The organism is Streptomyces alboflavus (genome assembly GCF_000716675.1).
Lineage (GTDB): Bacteria > Actinomycetota > Actinomycetes > Streptomycetales > Streptomycetaceae > Streptomyces > Streptomyces alboflavus.
The window spans coordinates 1-20,171 of record NZ_JNXT01000098.1; the positions used below are offsets into that span (position 1 = coordinate 1).

Sequence of the window (20,171 nt, forward strand, 5' to 3'; positions counted from 1 at the left end):
GGGGAGGGCTGGGGGAGGGCTGGGGGAGGGCTGGCCTTGCGGAGAGGTTCTCCGTATCGTACTCCGCAAGTAACCGGAGAAGTTCTCCGTTAAGGGATGAGGGGTGCGGGATGAGTGACCTCCAAGGAGACGTCGGGCTCGGTCAGGGAGCCGACGGGCCCGGGCGGGCGGGGATCTGGACTTTCGCCTTCGAGGGACAGCCCGCGGGGCGGGTGCGCGAAGCGGCCGTGGAGATCGAGGAGTTGGGGTACGGGGCGATCTGGTACGGGGAGGCGTTCGGGCGTGACACGCACGGGCAGGCGTGGCTGCTGCTGTCCGCCACCCGGCGGATCGTCGTCGCGTCCGGCATCGCCAACATCGCGTACCGGGAACCCCTCGCCATGGCCAACGCCGAGCGGACGCTCGGCGAGGCCTTCCCCGGCCGCTACGTCCTGGGCCTGGGCGGGCACCGGGTCGGCGACACCGCCACGGAGGTGGACGGCTACGAGCTGCCCGCGCGCGGGCGGGCGGTCGCGACCATGCGGGGCTACCTGGACGCCATGGACGCGGCGCCCGCGTACGGCCCGGTGCCGGACCGCGCCCCGCGTCGCCTCCTGGCCGCGCTCGGGCCGAAGATGCTGGGTCTCGCGGGCGAGCGCACCTGGGGCGCGCATCCGTACTTCGTGCCGGTGGAGCACACCGCGCGGGCGCGGGACATCCTGGGGCCCGATTCGTTCCTCGGGGTCGAGCAGGCCGTCGTCCTCGACACGGACCGAGCCCGGGCCCGCGAGGTGGCCACGGAGCACGTCGTCGGGTACCTGCGGGCGCCCCACCAGCTCGCGAATCTGCGGCGGCTCGGCTTCCAGGAGGAGGCCGACAGCGGTGAGCCGAGCCGACGTCTGGTGGACGCGATCGTCGCCTACGGAGACGTCGACGACATCCACGCGCGCGTGGCGGAGCATTTCGCGGCCGGAGCGGACCACGTCTGCGTACAGGTCCTGACGGCCGACCCCGGCGAGCTGCCCCTGCGGCAGTGGCGGGAGCTGGCGCCGGTGCTCACCCGCTGACCGCCGCCGAGCCCTCCTGCCGCCAGGCTCTCAACCGCCTATCCCCGCCCCCGCATCCCGAACAGCTCCGCCCACTCCTCCACGCCGAGGTCCCTGGGCAGGAGTGCGGCGCTGTGGCCGCCTCGCCGCGCCCACTCCTGGATCCTGTGCCGGGGCAGGTCGGGAGCCGCTGAGGCAAGGATCTGGGGCAGTCCTCGGCCCCGTCCGGTGAACACCCGGCGTACGAAGTCCTGGTACTCCTGCCGCCGCGCGGACGCGACCAGGGGCCGCTCCCGACGGGCGATCGTCATCAGGCCGCCGTCGACGTTGGGGCGCGGCCGGAACGCCGCCGCTGGGACGCGGCCTTCGAGGCCGAACGCGTACCAGGGCCACCACTGGGCCGTCATCAGCGTCGCCCCGCCGACTCCGGCGCGACGGCGGGCGACCTCCCACTGGACGAGCAGGACGGCGTCGGTCCAGCCCGTCGAGCGCAGGATGCGGCGCAGCATGGGGGTCGTCTCGTGGAAGGGGAGGTTGCCGACCAGGACGTGTGGCTCCGGCGGGGTGCGATAGCGCAGGAAGTCGGCGGTGACGATCGTCGTCGAGGGGGCGGTGCGCCGCCGCAGGCGTTCGGCCCGGCGGTGGTCGATCTCGATGCCCGTGAGGCGTCGGCCCAGGCGTTGCAGGGGGAGCGTCAGAGCCCCGTCCCCGGTGCCGATCTCGACGATCGGGCCGTGGGTGCGGCCCACGAGGTCGACGAACGTGCCGATGGTGGAGCGGTCGGTGAGGAAGTTCTGGCCGAACTCATGGCGGCCATGGTGGTGCGTACGCACAGGTGTCTCCGCGGCTTCGAGGTAAGCCGGGCAGCACGAAGTGCCGCTCGGCGCTTACGCGTGGAAGCGGCGGGGCGTTCCAGAGTGGGATGAGGTCGGCCCGCCGCTAGGCGCGGCGGATCCTCGTGATTGCGGCAGCTGCGAATGCGCACATGGGAGGCAGCGTACGGGGCGGCCGGGGCCTATAGGCAAGTGATTTTTCGCCGGGACCGGAGCAGGCCGTACCTGCAACCCGGAGCCGTATCGGCAGCTCTGGAGACGTATCAGCAGCCCTGGAGATGTACCGGCAGCCCCGGAGGCGTACCGGCACCCCTGGAGATGACGATTACTCGTCCTCGTCCTCGTCGTCCAGGCGCGCGAGCCACGTGGCGAGCCGCTCCACCGGGACCTCGAAGTCCGGGTTGAGGTCCACGAAGGTGCGGAGCTGCTCGGCGAGCCACTCGAAGGTGACCTCCTCCTCGCCGCGCCGCTTCTCCAGCTCCTCGATGCCACGGTCGGTGAAGTACAACTCTTGCTCCTGGTGCGGGCCGGACCCGGGCCGGTGGCCGGGCTGCGTTCCGTTTCATCGTACGGCCGTACGCCGGTGGGCCCGGTCCCAAGTCCCGTACAGGACGCGGAGCCGGGCCCACCCGACGTGCCGAACGGCGGTGACCGCCGCGGACTAGGCCTCGAAGACCTCGTTCAGGAGCTGCTCCTGCTCCTGCTCGTGGCGCTTCTTGGAGCCGACCGCCGGGGACGAGCCGTGCGGCCGCGAGATGCGGCGCAGACGCTCGTCGTGCGGGATGTCGGCGCCGACCGCCAGGTCCAGGTGGTCGATCAGGTTGAGGGCGATGAAGGGCCACGCACCCTGGTTCGCCGGCTCCTCCTGGGCCCACAGGTACTTCTCGGCGTTCGGGAACTTGGCGATCTCCGCCTGGAGCTCGGCACCCGGCAGCGGGTACAGGCGCTCGATGCGGATGATCGCCGTGTCCGTGACGCCGCGCTTCTTCCGCTCGGCCTCCAGCTCGTAGTAGAGCTTGCCGGCGCAGAAGACGACCTTGCGGACCGCGTTGACGTCCACCGAGTCGTCGCCGATGACCGGGCGGAAGCCGCCCGTCGTGAACTCCTCCGTCTTGGAGGCCGCGGCCTTGAGGCGCAGCATCCACTTCGGGGTGAAGACCACCAGCGGCTTGTGGTGCGGGTTGTGCACCTGCCACCGCAGGAGGTGGAAGTAGTTCGACGGGAGGGTCGGCATCGCGACCGTCATGTTGTTCTGGGCGCAGAGCTGCAGGAAGCGCTCCGGGCGGGCCGACGAGTGGTCGGGGCCCTGGCCCTCGTAGCCGTGCGGAAGCAGCAGGGTGACGCCGGACGTCTGGCCCCACTTCTGCTCGGCCGACGAGATGAACTCGTCCACGACCGTCTGCGCGCCGTTGACGAAGTCGCCGAACTGCGCCTCCCACATCACGAGGGACTCGGGACGCGCGAGGGAGTAGCCGTACTCGAAGCCCATGGCCGCGTACTCGGAGAGCAGCGAGTCGTAGGCGTTGAAGCGGGCCTGGTCCTCGGAGAGGTACAGCAGCGGCGTGTAGTCGTCGCCCGTGTTGCGGTCGATCAGGACCGCGTGGCGCTGGCCGAACGTGCCGCGGCGGGAGTCCTGGCCCGCCAGGCGCACCGGGGTGCCCTCCAGGAGGAGGGAGCCGATGGCCAGGGTCTCGCCCATGCCCCAGTCGATCGTGCCGTCCTCGACCATGGCCGCGCGGCGCTGCAGCTGGGGCAGCAGACGCGGGTGGACGGTGACGTGGTCGGGGATGTTGACCTGGGACTCGGCGATGCGCTTGACGACCTCCTGGGAGATCGCCGTGCTGACCGCCACCGGGAACTCGGCCTGCGGCTCGGGGACCTCCGCCGGGGCGGGCTGCGAGGTGGCTTCACGGACCTCCGTGAAGACCTTCTCCAGCTGGCCCTGGTAGTCCTGGAGGGCCTGCTCGGCCTCTTCCAGGGTGATGTCGCCGCGGCCGATCAGGGACTCGGTGTACAGCTTGCGGACCGAGCGCTTCTTGTCGATCAGGTCGTACATCAGCGGCTGCGTGAACGCCGGGTTGTCGGACTCGTTGTGTCCGCGGCGGCGGTAGCAGATCAGGTCGATGACGACGTCCTTGTTGAACGCCTGGCGGAACTCGAAGGCGAGCCGCGCGACGCGGACGACGGCCTCCGGGTCGTCGCCGTTCACGTGGAAGATCGGCGCTTCGATCATCCGGGCCACGTCCGTGGAGTACATCGACGAACGCGACGACTCCGGAGCGGCCGTGAAGCCGACCTGGTTGTTGATGACGACGTGGACCGTGCCGCCGGTGCGGTAGCCCCGCAGCTGCGACATGTTCAGGGTCTCCGCGACGACACCCTGGCCCGCGAAGGCCGCGTCTCCGTGGAGGGCCACCGGCAGGACCGTGAAGTCCGTGCCGCCCTTGTTGATGATGTCCTGCTTGGCGCGGGCGATGCCCTCCAGGACCGGGTCGACCGCCTCCAGGTGGGAGGGGTTCGCGGCCAGGGAGACCTTGATCTGCTCGCCGTCCAGGCCCGTGAAGGTGCCCTCGGCGCCCAGGTGGTACTTGACGTCTCCGGAGCCGTGCATCGACTTCGGGTCGAGGTTGCCCTCGAACTCGCGGAAGATCTGGGCGTACGACTTGCCCACGATGTTGGCGAGGACGTTCAGGCGGCCGCGGTGGGCCATGCCGATGACGACCTCGTCCAGGCGGGACTCGGCCGCACTGTCGATGACCGCGTCCAGGAGCGGGATGACGGACTCGCCGCCCTCCAGGGAGAAGCGCTTCTGGCCGACGTACTTCGTCTGCAGGAAGGTCTCGAAGGCCTCGGCGGCGTTCAGCCGGCGCAGGATGCGCAGCTGCTCCTCGCGCTCCGGCTTGGAGGCGTGCTGGCGCTCGATGCGGTCCTGCAGCCACTTGCGCTGCTTGGGGTCCTGGATGTGCATGAACTCGACGCCGGTGGTGCGGCAGTACGAGTCGCGCAGGACGCCGAGGACGTCGCGCAGCTTCATCATCGACTTGCCGGCGAAGCCGCCGACGGCGAACTCGCGCTCCAGGTCCCAGAGCGTCAGGCCGTGCTCGGTGATGTCCAGGTCGGGGTGCTTGCGCTGCTTGTACTCCAGCGGGTCCGTGTCGGCCATGACGTGGCCGCGGACGCGGTAGGAGTGGATCAGCTCGAAGACCCGGGCGGCCTTGGTGACGTCGTCGTCGTGGCTGGCGTCGATGTCCTTGAGCCAGCGGACCGGCTCGTAGGGGATGCGCAGGGCCTCGAAGATCTCGTCGAAGAAGCCGTTCTCGCCGAGGAGGAGGTTCGCGACGATGCGCAGGAACTCGCCGGACGCCGCACCCTGGATCACGCGGTGGTCGTACGTCGAGGTCAGCGTCATGACCTTGGAGATGCCCAGCTTGTTCAGGGTGTCCTGGGACGTGCCCTGGAACTCCGCCGGGTAGTCCATCGAGCCGACGCCCATGATGACCGACTGGCCGGGCATCAGACGCGGCACGGAGTGGACGGTGCCGAGGCCACCGGGGTTGGTCAGGGAGACCGTGACGCCGGTGAAGTCGTCCATGCCGAGCTTGCCGTCGCGGGCGCGCCGGACGATGTCCTCGTAGGCCTGCCAGAACTCGAAGAAGTTCAGGGTCTCGGCCTTCTTGATGCCCGCTACAACCAGTTGGCGGTCGCCGTTGGGCTTCACCAGGTCGATGGCGAGGCCGAAGTTGATGTGCTCCGGCTTGACCAGCGTCGGCTTGCCGTCCTTCTCCACGAAGGAGTAGTTCATCGACGGCATGGCCTTGATGGCCTGCACCATCGCGTACCCGATGAGGTGCGTGAAGGAGATCTTCCCGCCGCGGGCACGCTTCAGGTGGTTGTTGATGACGATGCGGTTGTCGAACAGCAGCTTCACCGGGACCGCGCGCACGGACGTGGCCGTGGGCACCTCCAGGGAGGCGTTCATGTTCTTCGCCACGGCTGCGGACGGGCCGCGCAGCGGGACGTACTCGGGACCCGCCTTCTCGTCGGCGTCCGCCGCGGCCTTGGCGGGCTCCGCCTTCGCGGGCGCGGCCTTGGCGGCCGCGGGCTTCGCGGCTGCGGGCTTCGCGGGGGCGGGAGCCGGGGCCTGCGTCGCCGGAGCGGCCGCGGGCTTCGCTGCGGGAGCGGCCGGGGCTGCGGGCTTCGCGGCGGCCGGGGCGGGGGACGTGGTGGACGCGACCCCCGCGGCCGCGTCACCCGCCGGCTTGGCCGGTGTGGCGGCGACAGAGGCGCCCACGCCCGGCTTGTAGTCGGCGAAGAAGTCCCACCAGGCACGGTCGACCGAATTCGGGTCCTGGAGGTACTGCTGATAGATCTCGTCGACGAGCCACTCATTGGGACCGAACGCGGCAGCAGGGTTCTTGCCCTGCGCTTCTTGGTCGGTCGAAGTGCTCGAGTTACTGGGGGACTGTGGCGACACGGCGGCAACCGCCCTCTTCCGCTTCACAAGGTGATGGACAGCGGAAATAAAGGCTACGCCTCCAAGGACGCGCAGTGCAGACCGGGCCGGTCATCCGTCGCGTAAGTCACACCGGGAAGCTGGTTTCGGGGCTGTAAATGGCGGGAAACAAGCGAAGTTCGCCTACGGCGAGGCGCCGCGTGGAGCCCTGGTGGGGACGTCTGTGCACGTCCTGGGTACGTCGACACGCGGCTGCGACCCGTCCGGCGCACCGTGCGCGCGCCCAGAGGTCGCTTCCGCTTCGAACCTTACGTCAACTTCAGTGTTCGGGCAGACCCGGAAGAGTGACCTGAATTCGGCAGCCCCGAGTCGATTCGGCCACGCCGATGTGCCCGCCGTGCAGATCGACCGCCCAGCGCGCGATCGCGAGCCCGAGGCCGGTGCCGCCGTCGCTGCCCGGCGGGACGCCGACGTGCGCGCCCCGGTTGAAGCGCTCGAAGACGCGGTGCCACTCCGACTCCGGGATGCCGGGACCCTCGTCGAGGACCTCCAGGTCCAGGGACTCCGGGTGCGGGCCGCGCCGGGCGAGCACCGTCACCCGGCCGTGCGGCGGGCTGTGCTTGACCGCGTTGTCGATGAGGTTGGCGACGACCTGGTGCAGCCGCTCGGCGTCCGCGTGGGCGGTCAGCTCCGGAGGCGACACGTCCAGGTGCAGATGCACGTCCGTACGGGTGTGACTGCCGGAGCCCGACGTCATCCCTTTGCGCGCGGAGGCCACCATGTTGGCCTCCTTCAGGACACCCGACAGATAGGGCCACACTTCGAAGCGCCGCGCCTTGAGCGGAACGACGCCGTTGTCCAGGCGCGACAGATCGAGCAGGGTCTCCACCAGGCGGCCGAGGCGCTCGGTCTGCTTCAGGGCGGTGCGCATGGTCTCCGGGTCGGCCGCCGAGACGCCGTCGACGACGTTCTCCAGGACGGCGCGCAACGCGGCGATGGGCGTGCGCAGCTCGTGCGAGACGTTGGCGACGAGCTCCTTGCGCTGCTGGTCCTGCGCCTCCAGATCGTCCGCCATGCGGTTGATCGTCATCGCCACGTCGCCCAGCTCGTCGCGGCGGTCGGCTCCCTGCACGCGCCGCGTGTAGTCGCCGTGCGAGACCGCGCGGGCCACCGAGTTCATCTCGTCGAGGGGCGCGGTGAGGCTGTGGGCGACGAACTGCGTGATCAGCAGCGTCGCGATCACGGAGAAGACCGTGATGAAGCGGAGCTCGGTCTCCGTCTCCATGGCCACCATCAGCAGCCCGGTGGTGATGAAGACCGAGACGACCACCAGGGTGCCGAGCTTCGTCTTGATGGAGAACGGCCGCACACCCGCGAACGGGCCGTTCAGGCCGATGCTCCCGCCCCGGTCGCAGCGCCACTTCCGGACCGTGCCCCGCTCGGCGTCCGCAGCGCCGCCGGGGGTGCCGCCCGGGGTGCCGTGCGCACTGCCCGGGGTACCGCTCAGGGCGCCGCGAGCCGTCCCGCCGGCGGCGCCCGGGTCCGCCGTCATGGCGTCGGGGTCTCCAGGGCGTACCCGACCCCGTGGACCGTACGGATGCGTTCCGCACCGATCTTGCGGCGCAGCGCCTTGATGTGGCTGTCGACGGTGCGGGTGCCGGACGCGTCGGCCCAGTCCCACACCTCGGCGAGCAGCTGCTCGCGCGAGAGCACCGCGCGCGGGGTGTTGGCGAGGCACACCAGGAGGTCGAACTCCGTGGGCGTCAGATGGACGTCCTCGCTGCGCACTCGCACACGCCGCTGCGCGTGGTCGATCTCCAGCTCGCCCAGGCGCAGGATGCCGCTGCGCGGCGTCGTGGCGGCCAGCGCGGCCCGCTCGACCCGGCGCAGCAGGACGTGCACGCGCGCGGCGAGCTCGCGCATCGAGAACGGCTTGGTCATGTAGTCGTCGGCGCCGACGCCGAGCCCGACCAGCATGTCCGTCTCGTCGTCCCGCGCGGTGAGCATCAGTACCGGTACCGGCCGCTGGGCCTGCACGCGTCGGCAGACCTCCAGACCGTCGAATCCCGGCAGCATGATGTCGAGGATCAGCAGATCCGGCTGCCATGCCTGTGCCGTGTCCACCGCCGCCGGGCCGTCCGCCGCCGTTTGCACGACGAAACCCTCGGCGCGCAGCCGGGCGGCGATGGCGTCGACGATCGTCGGGTCGTCCTCGACCACCAGAACCCGGCGCTGGGCGCCCGGCATCGCTGCCGTGGCGCTGTTGTGGGAGGTGTGTGTCTGCTCCATCGCCCCGCCCCTGACGTGATCGCTTGGTGTCCGGTCAGCAGAGTACGGGGCGTGACGGCACCTCGGCTACGCAGCCCTTGTCGCGAGATGAACCACGTCCGGTACGCCCCGGGCAACGGGGATCTCTTCCGTACGTACCTGTTGGAACCCGGCATTCCGTAGAGCGGAGTCGAAAGCGGGTGAGGGCTGCGCGGACCACACGGCGAGGACTCCGCCGGGGTTGAGACGTGCCTGGCAGGCGGCGAGACCGGCGGGGGAGTAGAGGCTCTCGTTGTCCTCGGTGACGGTCCAGTCGGGACCGTTGTCGATGTCGAGGCACAGGGCGTCGTAGGTGCCGGAGGGGGTGTTGGCGCCTGCGAATGAGCCATTGACATATGCGAGCAGGTCGGTGTGCAGGATCTCCGTGCGCGGGTCCGCGAGCGCCTCCTGCGACAGCTCCGACAGCGGTCCTTCGAGATGCCAGTCGATGATGGCCCGCTCGCGCTCGACCACGGAAATACGGCCCCAGCGCGGGTCCTTGGCGGCGTGGGCGAGCGAGAAGCCGACGCCCAGACCACCGATGAGGACGCTCGGCCGCGGCCTTCCGTCCAGGGCGTCGTACGCCGCGTCGACGAGGAGTCGCTCGGAGCGGCCGTCCGAGGTGTCCATCAGGAACATGCCGTTGGCAATGATCTGCAACAGGTCTCCGTGGCGGCGCAGCACGACTTCGCCGTAGGGGCCTTCGTGCCGGTCGAGAACCACGGGGGGATCGGGTCGGTACGGGGTGTGCATCGGCCCATTTTGCTGCCGCCTCGCGGGCGTGTGCTGCGGGACGCCGGGGAATGGTGTGGGGTTGCTGTGAGTTCCTGTGAGTCGCGTCTCACGTGGCGTCGGTCATAGACAGCAGGGGAAAGATCGGTGAAGCGTGATCCCGTGATCTTTCTGTGATGGAAGATCAGTGAAGCCGTGATGGAAGGAGCGCCTCAGCGTGGACCGGTCTGTGCGGGTTTCGGGCGGGGGCGCCGCCGTGGGTGAGGACGGCGGCGGGGCGGCGACTGAGGGCGCTGGGGGTGCCGCGGGTGCTGCGGACGCCGGAGGTGTCGTGGGTCTGCCGGTGGCCGTGGGCGCGGAGGCGCTGCTCGGGACCGCGGGGCTCGTGACGCTGGACGCGGTGCCGAGCCAGGCCGGTGGGTCGGGCCAGGCCGGTGGGTCGGGCCGGGCGGGCGTCGCGGACCGGGCGAGCGGGGTGGGTCTTGCCGCCGGGCCGGTGCCGGGGGTGCCCGACGAGGCGGCCCAGGGTGCGGGTGCCGGGGCGAGTGCCGGGGCCTGCGCCGTGCGGGCGGGGCTTCGGGGGCTGCGCGGGCTGCGGCCCTGGCGGTTGCTGCCGACGCCGACCGGTACGCCCTTCACCTTCGGTTACGCCGTCGTCCTCCTCCTGACCTCGCTCTTCGCCGAGTACGGCGACCCCTCCCTCATCTCCTCCCTGCATCAGGGTTCGAGCACGGACGTGGCGCACCTCGCGGACCGGCCGATGTTCGTCCTCGTCGCCAGCGCGCTGTGGATCGCGGGCGGGATCACGTCGCCGTACGCCATCGTGTTCCTGCTGGTCCTCACCGCGCTGGAGCGCCGCGTGGGCGGGCTCCGCACTGCCGGCGTCTTCCTGCTCGGGCACGCCGTCGCCACGCTGGCCACCGAGGTCCCCGTCGGGCTCTCGGTCCTGGCCGGCCACCTGCCCAGCAGCTCCGTCTACCGCCTCGACTACGGCATCAGCTTCGGCGTCGCCGCCAGTGTCGGCGCGCTCGCCGGGCTCCTCGCGCCATGGCTGCGCTGGGCCGTCCTCGCCGGGTTCGGCTGGATGCTGGTCCAGGACCTCATCGCCTTCACGGACCCGATGACCAACTGGGGCCACCTGCTCGCGCTGGTCGTGGGGGTCGCGACGTGGCCGCTGCTGCGGGGGCACGGGCGGGGCGCTTCCGCTTAGGTCGTCCGCGCAGCCGCTCGGCCGGGTTCTCTGCCGTCATATACGCGGAGTGACGGTCTCCGGATAAATGTCTTGCGGTGCAAGGTACTTCGCGACTATCTTGTACCGCATGACAAAGGAACTGTCCGCGATGCACGACCAGCGTCGCAGTCAGTTGCTGCGCGGGGTGCTCGACCTGTGCTTGCTCGCGCTCATCGGCGAACGCCCCCGGTACGGGTACGAGTTCGTGGAGGCCCTCACCGAGAGCGGCCTCGACCTGGTGAGCGAAGGCAGCATCTATCCCTTGCTCGCCCGGATGGAGAGAGCAGGGCTGGTCGACTCCTACCGCGCCCCGTCCGCAGCGGGCGGGGCGCCGCGCAAGTACTACCGCCTCACGGACGCGGGCACGGCCGAGCTGGCCGCGGGCCGCGCCACCTGGGGCACCTTCACGGTGGCCGTCTCCAGGACCTTGGAAGGCCAGGGCGGCGCACAGAACAGCGACACGGGGGACGCGGGGGCACGGCATGACACAGCAGGCGACCAATGAGGCGACCGAGAGCATGCCCGGTGAGGCGGAGCGCGCCCGCGTGCTGGCGGTCTGCCGGAGCAACTGGGAGTACCGAGGCATCGACGACGCCTCCGTGCGCGAGATGCTGGCCGAGCTCTCCGAGCACCTGGAGGAGGCCGCGTCGGCGGGCCGCTCCCCGAAGGACGTGGTGGGCGCGGACGTGCCGGGCTTCGCCGCCTCCTGGGCCCGGGCGCGCACACCCCTGCGCCTGCGGGTGCTGCGGATGGCCGCACTGATCCCGTTCGCCCTCGCTGTGCTGCTGCTCCTCACGCACCTGATCGACCGGACCCTCGCGCTGCCCGTCGAGGCCCCGCGCATAGCGTTCTACGCCGTGATAATCGCCGTCGGTGTCGCGCTGGAGCTGCGGCGGGGAAGCCTCGGTTTCCTGAGGTGGCTGCTGGTCGGACTGATAGGCATCGGAATCGCGCAGCTCACCACCTGGCTCGTGGGCGACGGCACGCTCTTCCGGCTGCCCCTGTGGGCGACGCTGCTCCTGATGCTGCCCGGGCTTCCTTACGCCTACGGGGACATACGAGCGAGGAAGGCCGTGGCTGCGGCGGCCGAGTAGCGGCCGAGCGATCGGGGGCTCAGGCCTCCTCCGGCCCCTTCCGGCGTGCGCTCGTCAGGCCGGCGACCACCCGCCACCCCAACGACTCGTAGAGGGCGCGCCCTTCCGGAGTCCCGGCCAGTACGCCGATCTCCGCGCCTTCGTCCACGGCGGCGACCGCGAGGGTGCGCATGACCAGGCTGCCCAGGCCCTTGCGGCGGTGCTGCGGGGATGTCTCGATCTGGTCGGCGACGGCTGTGCGGCCGGTCGGGGCGATCTGGCCGCGTGCCGCCCAGTGCCCGTCGGCGGTGGTGACCATCGCGCGGAAGACGCCGCCCCGCGACCAGGTGCGGAGCCGGTAGCCGTCCGGGACGACCAGGTGGTTCGGGGGGACCGGGGCGAGCGGCACGGTCATCAGGAAGCCGTCCTCGGGGTCGACCCACCACTCGGGGCCGAGCCAGGGCGCGACGCGGTCCGGGAAGTCGAAGACCTTCAACCAGACGTCGGCGCCGGTCACCGACGAGGCCACCTTGCGTACGTCCGCCTCCTGGACGTCCGCGCCGGTGGCGCCGAGGACGTACCGGTACGGATGCTTGATCTGGCCGACGTCGATCGTGAAACCCCAGGGCTCCACGGCGGGCGGGGCGGCACCGCGCGAGACGCCCCAGCCGTCGATCCAGGCCCGGACGGCGTCGCGGCCCGTGAGGGGGGTTCCCTCTGCTCCCTGTGTCCCGCGCATGGGGTACCCCTTCAGCTGACGATCGACGTGTAATGGCTGCTAATGCTTAGAGAACCTTACGTAGAGGGGTTTCGGCGGCGACAGAGGTGATCGCTGACAGCGAACAAGTCCGGGGGAACATTCAGAGGCTCACAAGCATTGAGTCGGTATAGCTCAACTTGAATGCCGAAGGGGAGATCATGGCTGCTGAGTCCACGTCGTACACATCGCTCGCTCTGCCCGTGCTGCCGCTCGATGACGAGATCGTGCTGCCCGGCATGGTGGTGCCGTTCGACCTGTCCGATGCCGAAGTACGAGCCGCGGTGGAGGCCGCGCAGGCCGCCGCGCGGTCCAGTGGAAGCAGCAGCAAGCCGAAGGTGCTGCTTGTTCCGCGGATCGACGGGACATACGCGGGCATGGGCGTGCTCGGCACGGTCGAGCAGGTCGGACGGCTCGCGGACGGGGATCCGGGGGCGCTGATCCGCGCTCGTGGGCGGGTGCGCATCGGTGCGGGCACGACCGGTCCCGGCGCGGCGCTGTGGGTGGAGGGCACGCGGGTCGACGAGACCGTGCCCGACCCGCTGCCCGGTGCCACCGCCGAGCTGGTCAAGGAGTACAAGGCGCTGGCGACGAGCTGGCTGAAGAAGCGCGGGGCCTGGCAGGTGGTCGACCGTGTGCAGCAGATCGACGACGTGTCGGCGCTCGCGGACAACTCCGGTTACTCCCCGTTCCTCACCACCGAGCAGAAGATCCAGCTCCTGGAGACCGAGGACCCGACGGCGCGCCTGAAGCTGGCCACCGAGCAGCTGCGGGAGCACCTGGCCGAGCAGGACGTGGCCGAGTCCATCGCCAAGGACGTCCAGGAGGGTGTGGACAAGCAGCAGCGCGAGTTCCTGCTGCGGCGCCAGCTGGAGGCGGTGCGCAAGGAGCTGCGCGAACTGGACGGCAAGGAGGGCGAGGAGGAGTCCGACGACTACCGCGCCCGGGTCGAGGCCGCCGACCTGCCGGAGAACGTACGGGAAGCGGCGCTGAAGGAAGTCGAGAAGCTGGAGCGCGCGAGCGACCAGTCGCCCGAGGGCTCCTGGATCCGCACGTGGCTCGACACGGTCCTGGAACTGCCGTGGAACGAGCGCACCGAGGACGAGTACGACATCAAGGGCGCCCAGGAGATCCTCGACGCGGAGCACGCGGGACTGCAGGACGTGAAGGAGCGCATCACCGAGTACCTGGCGGTGCGCAAGCGGCGCTCGGACCGGGGCATGGGCGTCGTGGGCGGACGGCGCGGTGGCGCGGTCCTGGCCCTGGTCGGCCCGCCCGGAGTCGGCAAGACCTCGCTCGGGGAGTCCGTGGCGCACGCCATGGGACGCAAGTTCGTGCGGGTCGCGCTCGGCGGTGTGCGCGACGAGGCGGAGATCCGCGGTCACCGGCGTACGTACGTGGGTGCGCTGCCCGGGCGGATCGTGCGGGCCATCAAGGAGGCCGGGTCCATGAACCCGGTGGTGCTGCTCGACGAGATCGACAAGGTCGGCTCGGACTTCCGGGGCGACCCGGCGGCCGCGCTCCTCGAAGTGCTCGACCCGGCGCAGAACCACACCTTCCGCGACCACTACCTGGAGGTCGAACTCGACCTGAGCGACGTGGTGTTCCTGGCGACGGCCAATGTGCTCGAAGCGATCCCGGAGGCGCTGCTCGACCGCATGGAGCTGGTCAGGCTCGACGGGTACACGGAGGACGAGAAGGTCGTCATCGCCCGGGACCACCTGCTGCCGCGACAGCTGGAGCGGGCCGGGCTCGGCGACGGCGAGGTGACGATCGACGAGGGCGCGCTGCGCAAGCTGGCGGGGGAGTACACCCGCGAGGCGGGCGTGCGCAATCTGGAGCGTTCCGTCGCCCGGCTGCTCCGCAAGGTCGCGGCGCAGCACGAACTGGGTGAGCGGGAGCTGCCGTTCACCGTGGGCGCGGACGAGCTGCGCGGGCTGATCGGGCGGCCGCACCACGTGCCGGAGTCCGCGCAGGACCCGGCCGAGCGGCGGACCGCGGTGCCCGGTGTGGCCACGGGGCTCGCGGTCACCGGAGCCGGTGGTGACGTGCTGTTCGTGGAGGCGTCGCTGGCCGACCCGGAGACGGGCGCGGCGGGGCTGACGCTCACCGGACAGCTCGGTGACGTGATGAAGGAGTCCGCGCAGATCGCGCTGTCCTTCCTGCGTTCGCGCGGCGCCGAGCTGGAGCTGCCCGTGGGTGACCTGAAGGAGCGGGGCGTGCACATCCACTTCCCGGCGGGCGCCGTGCCGAAGGACGGGCCGAGCGCGGGCGTCACGATGACGACGGCGCTGGCGTCGCTGCTCAGCGGCCGCCTGGTCCGTACGGACGTGGCGATGACCGGTGAGGTGTCGCTGACCGGGCGGGTGCTGCCCATCGGCGGTGTCAAGCAGAAGCTGCTCGCCGCGCACCGGGCCGGGATCACCACCGTCGTGATCCCCAAGCGGAACGAGCCGGACCTGGACGACGTCCCGGCCGAGGTCCTGGAGAAGCTGGACGTGCACGCGGTGACGGACGTCCGCCAGGTCCTGGAGCTGGCGCTCGCGCCGGCGGAGGTGAGGGTGCCGGCGGCGGCGTGACACGGCTTCCCGTCGCGGCGTGACGGGCGCGGCGGGGAAGGGCGGGGCCCGGATCCCCAGGAGGGTCCGGGCCCCGCCGCTCACCCGTACGGCGTCTGCTGCCTGGTGGGCGGCGCGCGCCTGGCGGGTGGGAGTGGGCGCGCGGGAGGCGTGCCCGGTGGGTGGGAGTGGGCGCGCGGGAAGCGTGCCCGGTGAGTGGTGATGTGCTCGTGGGCGGGAGAGGGGCCCGGTCAGCCGCTGGCCAGGGCCTGGACCCTGTCGTAGGCGCCGTTGAACTTGTTGTGGTCGCCGACGATGGGACCGGTCGAGGTGTACTGCCACATGGTGTGGAAGCCCCAGCCGGCCGGGAGTTCGCCGGGGCTGGTGTTGTAGCGGGCGATCCACAGGGGGTTGGTGCTGCCGAAGCCGCCGTAGTTGCCGGTGCACTGCTTCCACCAGCTGGTGGCGGTGTAGATGACGGCGTCACGGCTGGTGCGCGCCTTGTAGGTATTGAGGAAGTCGCGGATCCAGGCGACCATCGCGGACGGGGACTTGCCGAAGCAGGCCGCGCCGTAGGGGTTCCACTCGATGTCGAGGGCGCCCGGCAGGGTCTTGCCGTCGCGGGACCAGCCGCCGCCGTTGCTCGCGAAGTAGTTGGCCTGGGCGGCGCCGCTGGAGGTGTCGGGGGTGGCGAAGTGGTAGGCGCCGCGGATCATGCCGATGTTGTACGAGCCGTTGTACTGCTGGGTGAAGTACGGGTTCTTGTAGGAGGTGGACTCCGTCGCCTTGACGTAGGCCCACCGCACGCCGCTGTTCCACAGGGCCTGCCAGTTGACGTTGCCCTGGTGGCTGCTGACGTCGACGCCCTCGGTCTGGACGGCGTCGCCGCCGCTGGGCCGACCGCCCTGGCCGTCGTGTTCCAGGACGCCCATGCCCATGCGGGCGGAGCCGCGCGGCGGGACGTCGTCACCGTCGGCGGCCGACGCGGCGCCGGGCAGGGTGATGAGGAGGGCGAGGGCGGAGAGGACGGCGAGGAGAATGCCGGCCGCGGGGTGGGCGCGGCGGGCGGTACCAGGTCTGTGCACGGGCATGGCGTGCCTCCGAATGGCCTCGTGGAGTCGCGTGCGCAGGCGCGCCGTTTCCGTACGCGGGGTTCATGGTTCCCACGTCGTACGGAGGGCGTGCGGTGGGTACGGGACTCGGTGGGGGGACCTGTCGACATGTCGCTGGTGTGAACATGTCATCAATGACGCTACGCACGTAGACCCCGAAGGGGAAGAGGCACTCGCGCCCGCCGTTGGTCTACGCCTGCGAAATACTGGTCGAGCTGCGGTGATGGCCGTGGTCGGCGGAAACTTTCAGGATCGGAAAAGTGTGGCATGGGTGCTGACATGCGCGAGGGCGCGGGCCGCGGCGAGGGCGCCGGGGTGGGCCGGGCCGGGTCCGGCGGTGGTGTGGACCACGAGTTTCTGGCCCTGGAGCGGGAGTTGACGCTGCTGCTTCGCCGGGCGCGGGCCTCGTCCGGGGAGATGGCCCGGCAGGTGCATCCGGACCTGGAGCCGGCCGCGTACGGGCTGCTGGCGTTCCTGGACGAGTCGGGGCCGCGGCGGGCCACCGATCTCGCCGCGTTCATCGGGGTCGGCAAGGCGACGATGAGCAGGCAGCTGCGGGGGCTCGAGCAGTTGGGGCTTGTCGCGCGTGAGCCAGACCCCGCCGATGGCAGGGCCTGGCTCGTGCGGCTCACGGAGGAAGGGCGTGAGCGGTTCTGGACGGTTCGGGGGGCCCGGCGGGAGCGGTACGTCCGGCAGCTCGCCGGGTGGGACCGGGGGGAGGTGGCCGAGCTTGCCCGGTTGCTGGGGAAGCTCAATTCTGGCGCGGAGGCCTAGGGTGGGGTGTGTGCCGCCCGCTTCGCGGCGGATTTGTCCCACCCGCTCCACCCGTTTACCCCGCGCCGGATGGTGGGCGTTGCGCCCCGAGCGTCCCCATGGACGTCCTGCGTGCGCTGCGGGTCCGTTCGGGGACTACTTCTCCCCGAACACCACCGCCAGCGGCTGCGGCGTCTTGTACACCGTCGACGGTTCCGTCACGTGGTCCGCGCCCAGGTAGAGGCGGCCGCCCGCGTAGAGGGCGCGGCGGTCGGACTCGAAGCGGGACTCCATCTCGTAGCTGTCCGACGGGTTCTGGAGGATCTGCCGCGCCTTGAGGGTGCCGGGGTCGGCCTGCCAGACGCCGCCGCCCTCCTCGCGGGCGATGTTCGCCTCCTGGTACGCGATGACCTTGCCGGAGTCGTCGAGGCCGATCGGCACCAGACGGCCCGAGTCCGAGCCGGGCGTCCGGTGCAGCTGCTTGCCGGTCCTCAGGTCGAAGGACACCAGGTCGTTCCTGGCCTCGGACGAACTGCTGGCGGGGTCCGAAGTGCCCAGGTACAGCGCGTTCTTCTCCTTGCTGACCGCCAGCTGGGCGCAGCCCGTGACCTCGGTCGCCGGGCAGTCGGCCTCGTACTTGCCGTGCTTGCCGCCGCCCGCGGGGATCGTGCTCAGCTCCTTGCCCCGCGCCGCGCTGTCGTCGACGGTGACGAACCGCGAGATTCCGGAGCCGCCCTGCGACTTGCCGTCGTCGGCGGCGAGCACCAGCGGGTCGACGGCGACCACATGGACGTACTCCGTGCCCTGCGGCAGCTTGTACGTGGACTTCGGCGCGCGCGTCGCCGGGTCGACCGTCTCCACCTGGAGCTTGGGGTCGTCGGTGTCGCCGCAGTCGCGGACCACGACCAGCTTGGTGTCGTCGCCCGCGTGGCCTACCGTGTCGCAGGTTTCGTCGGACGGCTTCCACAGGGGGGTGCCGTCGAGCTTCCAGCCCGCGCTCGCGCTGGTGCCCGCCGCGGCGACCGTGCCGCCGCCGACCGCGATCTCGTCGAACATCTCGGCACTGCCGTATTCATTCACGGCCTGCTTGTGCCAGAGCAGCTTTCCCTTGTTGATGTCGACGACGCCGATCTCCGTGCAGACGGACGGGTCCTTATTGTCGTTCTGGAAGACGACGGCGACCTTTCCGTCCTTGGTGGGCGTCTGGGACGACCAGCAGACCTCGCCGGTGAGCGGGACCTCCCACTCGGCCTTTCCGCCGGCCAGGGGATAGCCGGATATCTTCTTGAGCCCGGCCTTGACGAAATTCTTGTCCGTCGCCCACATGCCCATGGCACCGGCCATCTCACCGACCTTCGGCTGCGCCACCTCGGCGAGCACCTTCGCCTCGGCCCCGGCCGAACCCGAACCGCCCTCCTTGCTGTCGCCGTCGTCGTCGTCCGAACCACAGCCGCTGAGCACCAGCGCGGCCGCGAGTACCGAACCCGCGATGACCGCCATGCGCCGGGACATTCAATTCTCCTTCGTGCGCGGGCACATGACCGGATGTGGCCATGCGTTCCCCTCGCCCGCTGATCCTTCCCTGTTGCCGAACCGAATTTCAACAGGCAATTCCTGATCTCTGCTTCAGTTGAAATGTTCCCGAGATCAGTTCGCCGCGACTGCGGGAATGGATGAATTGAATTGTTCTCTATTTGTCCCGGCCGGTGGGTGCCGAAACGCATGCAGGGCTACAACTCCGCGTACACCACCGCCGCGTCGTCGTGCCGCTTCCCCCGCGGGAACAGCGCGCCCTCCGGGTCGGCCCGCTCCAGCTCCCGCACCCGGTCCACCAGGGCCTGCGGCCCGCTCTTGCGCAGCAGCGCGAAGCAGTCCGCCCAGTCGCCCTCGCGGAACGTCTCGACCCAGCGCCCGGCGCCGTCCGTCAGGGCCGCGAGCGCGGTGACGGCGGAGCGGGGCCGTTCGCCGGTGACCGCGAGCGCCGCCACCGCCGGATCCGCCGCCGCCGTGAAGAAGCCGCCCTCGGCGTTCCGCAGCGCCTCGACCGCCGCCGCGTACCTGCGCCCCTCGGCCTGCCGCTCCGCCGAGCCGCGCGGCAGCGCCCGTACGGCGTCGCGCTGCCTGCGGACCGCGTCCGGGAGCTGGTCGAGCCGCGGGTCGAGGACCGCCTCCACCTCGCCGTCGGCGTCCGCCACGAGCAGCGCGGAGTCCGACAGGACCAGGTGCTCGACGCGCTCCGCGTCCCACCGGGCGAGGACCACCGTCGCCTGCGGGGTGCGCGGGTGAGAAAGGTCACAGGTGTCACGGTGGGTGTCCGCGGTGCGTGCGATGGCCGTCGCGAGGATCTCAGACAGCGTCAGATCCCGCCGTGAAACGGACAGTTCACCCAGGGCGCCGCCCAGCCGTGCGGTGAACCAGGGGACGGTGTGCGAACAGCCGGCGTCGCCGGACGGAGGGGTCACCCCGTCCAGGAGCACCAGTGATCCGCCCTGTCCGGACGCGGGGAGCGCCACGGACGCGTAGTCCTCGTCGGGGCGGTCCGGGTCGCCGGGTTCGGTGGTCAGTTCGATGCGCATTCGGCCAGTCTGCCCGAGGCGCGTGTGTACCCCCGGGGCGGACGGTGCGGGCGGCCACAGAGGGTGAGTCGGCAGGTCAGGCGCCGGATTTCGGCCGGAATGATCAACTCCGACGTCGGTGTGGCGGCGCATCCTGCCAAAGCCGCCCACAGACGTCCAACTGGCACACCGCGCGCGGCCCGCACGACACGCAGGGTGACTTGCTCACCAACTCCCTGCCGATGTTCACTCCTTCAGGTGGCCAGGCAGACGATGCTCGACTGCCGCGCTCCGGCACTGGAATCGTCTGCGAAGGTCGGGAACCGTGCCGGGAGCGCTCGCGTTGACGGATCGTCACCTGGGCCCTAGGGCAGACGAAAACAGGAATGCGAGCACCGGTGCAAGAGATGCGGCCTCGGCGCGAAGGCAGGCAGAAGGCCCCGGCAGACGACTCGCCGGGCGCGACCCCTCCCGCGGAGCGCGGGCCCGACGCCGCGGAGGGCACGCCGGAGCCCGGCGCGGGCACGGCTGCGTCGGCGGGTTCGCCCATGACGGGTGCGGCTTCTTCCACGACGGGTGCGCCTTCGTACGCGGCTTCTTCCACGACGGGGACGGCCCCGTCCACGACGGATGCGCCTTCGTCCACGGCTTCGCCCATGACAGGTACGGGCCCGTCCGCGACCTCGTCCACGACAGGCACAGCTTCGCTCACGACGCCCCCGGCCGCTCCGGCCTCCCCGACGGCCGGGGGCGTCGTGAGCGAAGCTGTGCCTGTCGTGGAC

The 20,171-nt window shown here is 70.8% G+C and carries 16 protein-coding genes; 6 read left to right on the plus strand and 10 right to left on the minus strand.

Going from position 1 to position 20,171, the window contains the following annotated elements:
* The first annotated feature begins 110 nt into the window (after nucleotides 1-110).
* Nucleotides 111-1,046, plus strand: coding sequence for a TIGR03620 family F420-dependent LLM class oxidoreductase (locus OO63_RS39255; protein WP_030363079.1), 936 nt, complete (start codon nucleotides 111-113; stop codon nucleotides 1,044-1,046).
* Nucleotides 1,047-1,084: 38 nt separating this feature from the next.
* On the opposite strand, the gene erm is transcribed toward OO63_RS39255, so the two are convergent.
* The 6 genes from erm to OO63_RS39285 all read right to left on the minus strand — a co-directional run bounded on the left by erm (nucleotide 1,085) and on the right by OO63_RS39285 (nucleotide 9,371).
* A complete protein-coding gene (gene erm / locus OO63_RS39260) occupies nucleotides 1,085-1,858 on the minus strand; it encodes a 23S ribosomal RNA methyltransferase Erm (protein WP_030363080.1) in 774 nt (257 codons plus the stop codon).
* 325 nt (nucleotides 1,859-2,183) lie between these two features.
* Entirely contained in the window at nucleotides 2,184-2,366 is a 183-nt protein-coding gene (locus OO63_RS39265; RefSeq protein ID WP_003961784.1) for a DUF6104 family protein, read from the minus strand.
* A gap of 153 nt (nucleotides 2,367-2,519) precedes the next feature.
* Nucleotides 2,520-6,332: a multifunctional oxoglutarate decarboxylase/oxoglutarate dehydrogenase thiamine pyrophosphate-binding subunit/dihydrolipoyllysine-residue succinyltransferase subunit gene (locus tag OO63_RS39270; protein ID WP_030363081.1), complete on the minus strand. Its 3,813-nt coding sequence runs from the start codon at nucleotides 6,330-6,332 to the stop codon at nucleotides 2,520-2,522.
* 298 nt (nucleotides 6,333-6,630) lie between these two features.
* Complete coding sequence (locus OO63_RS39275; protein WP_234311439.1) at nucleotides 6,631-7,680, minus strand: HAMP domain-containing sensor histidine kinase; 1,050 nt, start codon at nucleotides 7,678-7,680, stop codon at nucleotides 6,631-6,633.
* Between the two features lie 179 nt (nucleotides 7,681-7,859).
* The gene (locus tag OO63_RS39280; RefSeq protein ID WP_016641312.1) at nucleotides 7,860-8,600 is read right to left on the minus strand and encodes a response regulator transcription factor; all 741 of its coding nucleotides are present in this window, start codon (nucleotides 8,598-8,600) and stop codon (nucleotides 7,860-7,862) included.
* 66 nt (nucleotides 8,601-8,666) lie between these two features.
* On the minus strand, nucleotides 8,667-9,371 hold the full coding sequence (locus OO63_RS39285) for a spermidine synthase family protein (protein WP_030363083.1): 705 nt from the start codon (nucleotides 9,369-9,371) through the stop codon (nucleotides 8,667-8,669).
* Between the two features lie 196 nt (nucleotides 9,372-9,567).
* Here OO63_RS39285 and OO63_RS39290 point away from each other — a divergent pair, with 196 nt between their 5' ends.
* The 3 genes from OO63_RS39290 to OO63_RS42695 all read left to right on the plus strand — a co-directional run bounded on the left by OO63_RS39290 (nucleotide 9,568) and on the right by OO63_RS42695 (nucleotide 11,675).
* Complete coding sequence (locus OO63_RS39290) at nucleotides 9,568-10,560, plus strand: rhomboid-like protein (RefSeq protein ID WP_234311437.1); 993 nt, start codon at nucleotides 9,568-9,570, stop codon at nucleotides 10,558-10,560.
* 109 nt (nucleotides 10,561-10,669) lie between these two features.
* The gene (locus OO63_RS39295; RefSeq protein WP_051811680.1) at nucleotides 10,670-11,086 is read left to right on the plus strand and encodes a PadR family transcriptional regulator; all 417 of its coding nucleotides are present in this window, start codon (nucleotides 10,670-10,672) and stop codon (nucleotides 11,084-11,086) included.
* Complete coding sequence (locus OO63_RS42695; protein WP_125261934.1) at nucleotides 11,064-11,675, plus strand: hypothetical protein; 612 nt, start codon at nucleotides 11,064-11,066, stop codon at nucleotides 11,673-11,675. Before OO63_RS39295 ends, OO63_RS42695 begins: the two co-directional genes overlap by 23 nt.
* Before the next feature lie 19 nt (nucleotides 11,676-11,694).
* On the opposite strand, the gene OO63_RS39305 is transcribed toward OO63_RS42695, so the two are convergent.
* Complete coding sequence (locus OO63_RS39305) at nucleotides 11,695-12,393, minus strand: GNAT family N-acetyltransferase (RefSeq protein WP_030363087.1); 699 nt, start codon at nucleotides 12,391-12,393, stop codon at nucleotides 11,695-11,697.
* A 179-nt stretch (nucleotides 12,394-12,572) separates the two neighbouring features.
* On the opposite strand from OO63_RS39305, the gene lon reads away from it, so the two are divergent.
* Nucleotides 12,573-14,990 carry an endopeptidase La gene (lon, locus tag OO63_RS39310; protein ID WP_030363088.1) on the plus strand — a complete coding sequence of 806 codons (2,418 nt, stop codon included), beginning with the start codon at nucleotides 12,573-12,575 and terminating at the stop codon, nucleotides 14,988-14,990.
* Between the two features lie 230 nt (nucleotides 14,991-15,220).
* On the opposite strand, the gene OO63_RS39315 is transcribed toward lon, so the two are convergent.
* Complete coding sequence (locus tag OO63_RS39315) at nucleotides 15,221-16,060, minus strand: lysozyme (protein ID WP_030363089.1); 840 nt, start codon at nucleotides 16,058-16,060, stop codon at nucleotides 15,221-15,223.
* A gap of 300 nt (nucleotides 16,061-16,360) precedes the next feature.
* Between OO63_RS39315 and OO63_RS39320 the strand changes: the two genes are divergently transcribed.
* Nucleotides 16,361-16,855: a MarR family winged helix-turn-helix transcriptional regulator gene (locus OO63_RS39320; protein WP_030363090.1), complete on the plus strand. Its 495-nt coding sequence runs from the start codon at nucleotides 16,361-16,363 to the stop codon at nucleotides 16,853-16,855.
* A 135-nt stretch (nucleotides 16,856-16,990) separates the two neighbouring features.
* Here the strand turns inward: OO63_RS39320 and OO63_RS45775 are convergent, their stop codons facing one another.
* Together OO63_RS45775 and OO63_RS39330 are read right to left on the minus strand one after the other, a co-directional pair.
* Entirely contained in the window at nucleotides 16,991-18,346 is a 1,356-nt protein-coding gene (locus tag OO63_RS45775; protein ID WP_030363091.1) for a hypothetical protein, read from the minus strand.
* Nucleotides 18,347-18,564: 218 nt separating this feature from the next.
* Nucleotides 18,565-19,410, minus strand: coding sequence for a protein phosphatase 2C domain-containing protein (locus OO63_RS39330; RefSeq protein ID WP_030363092.1), 846 nt, complete (start codon nucleotides 19,408-19,410; stop codon nucleotides 18,565-18,567).
* Nucleotides 19,411-20,171: the final 761 nt, after the last annotated feature.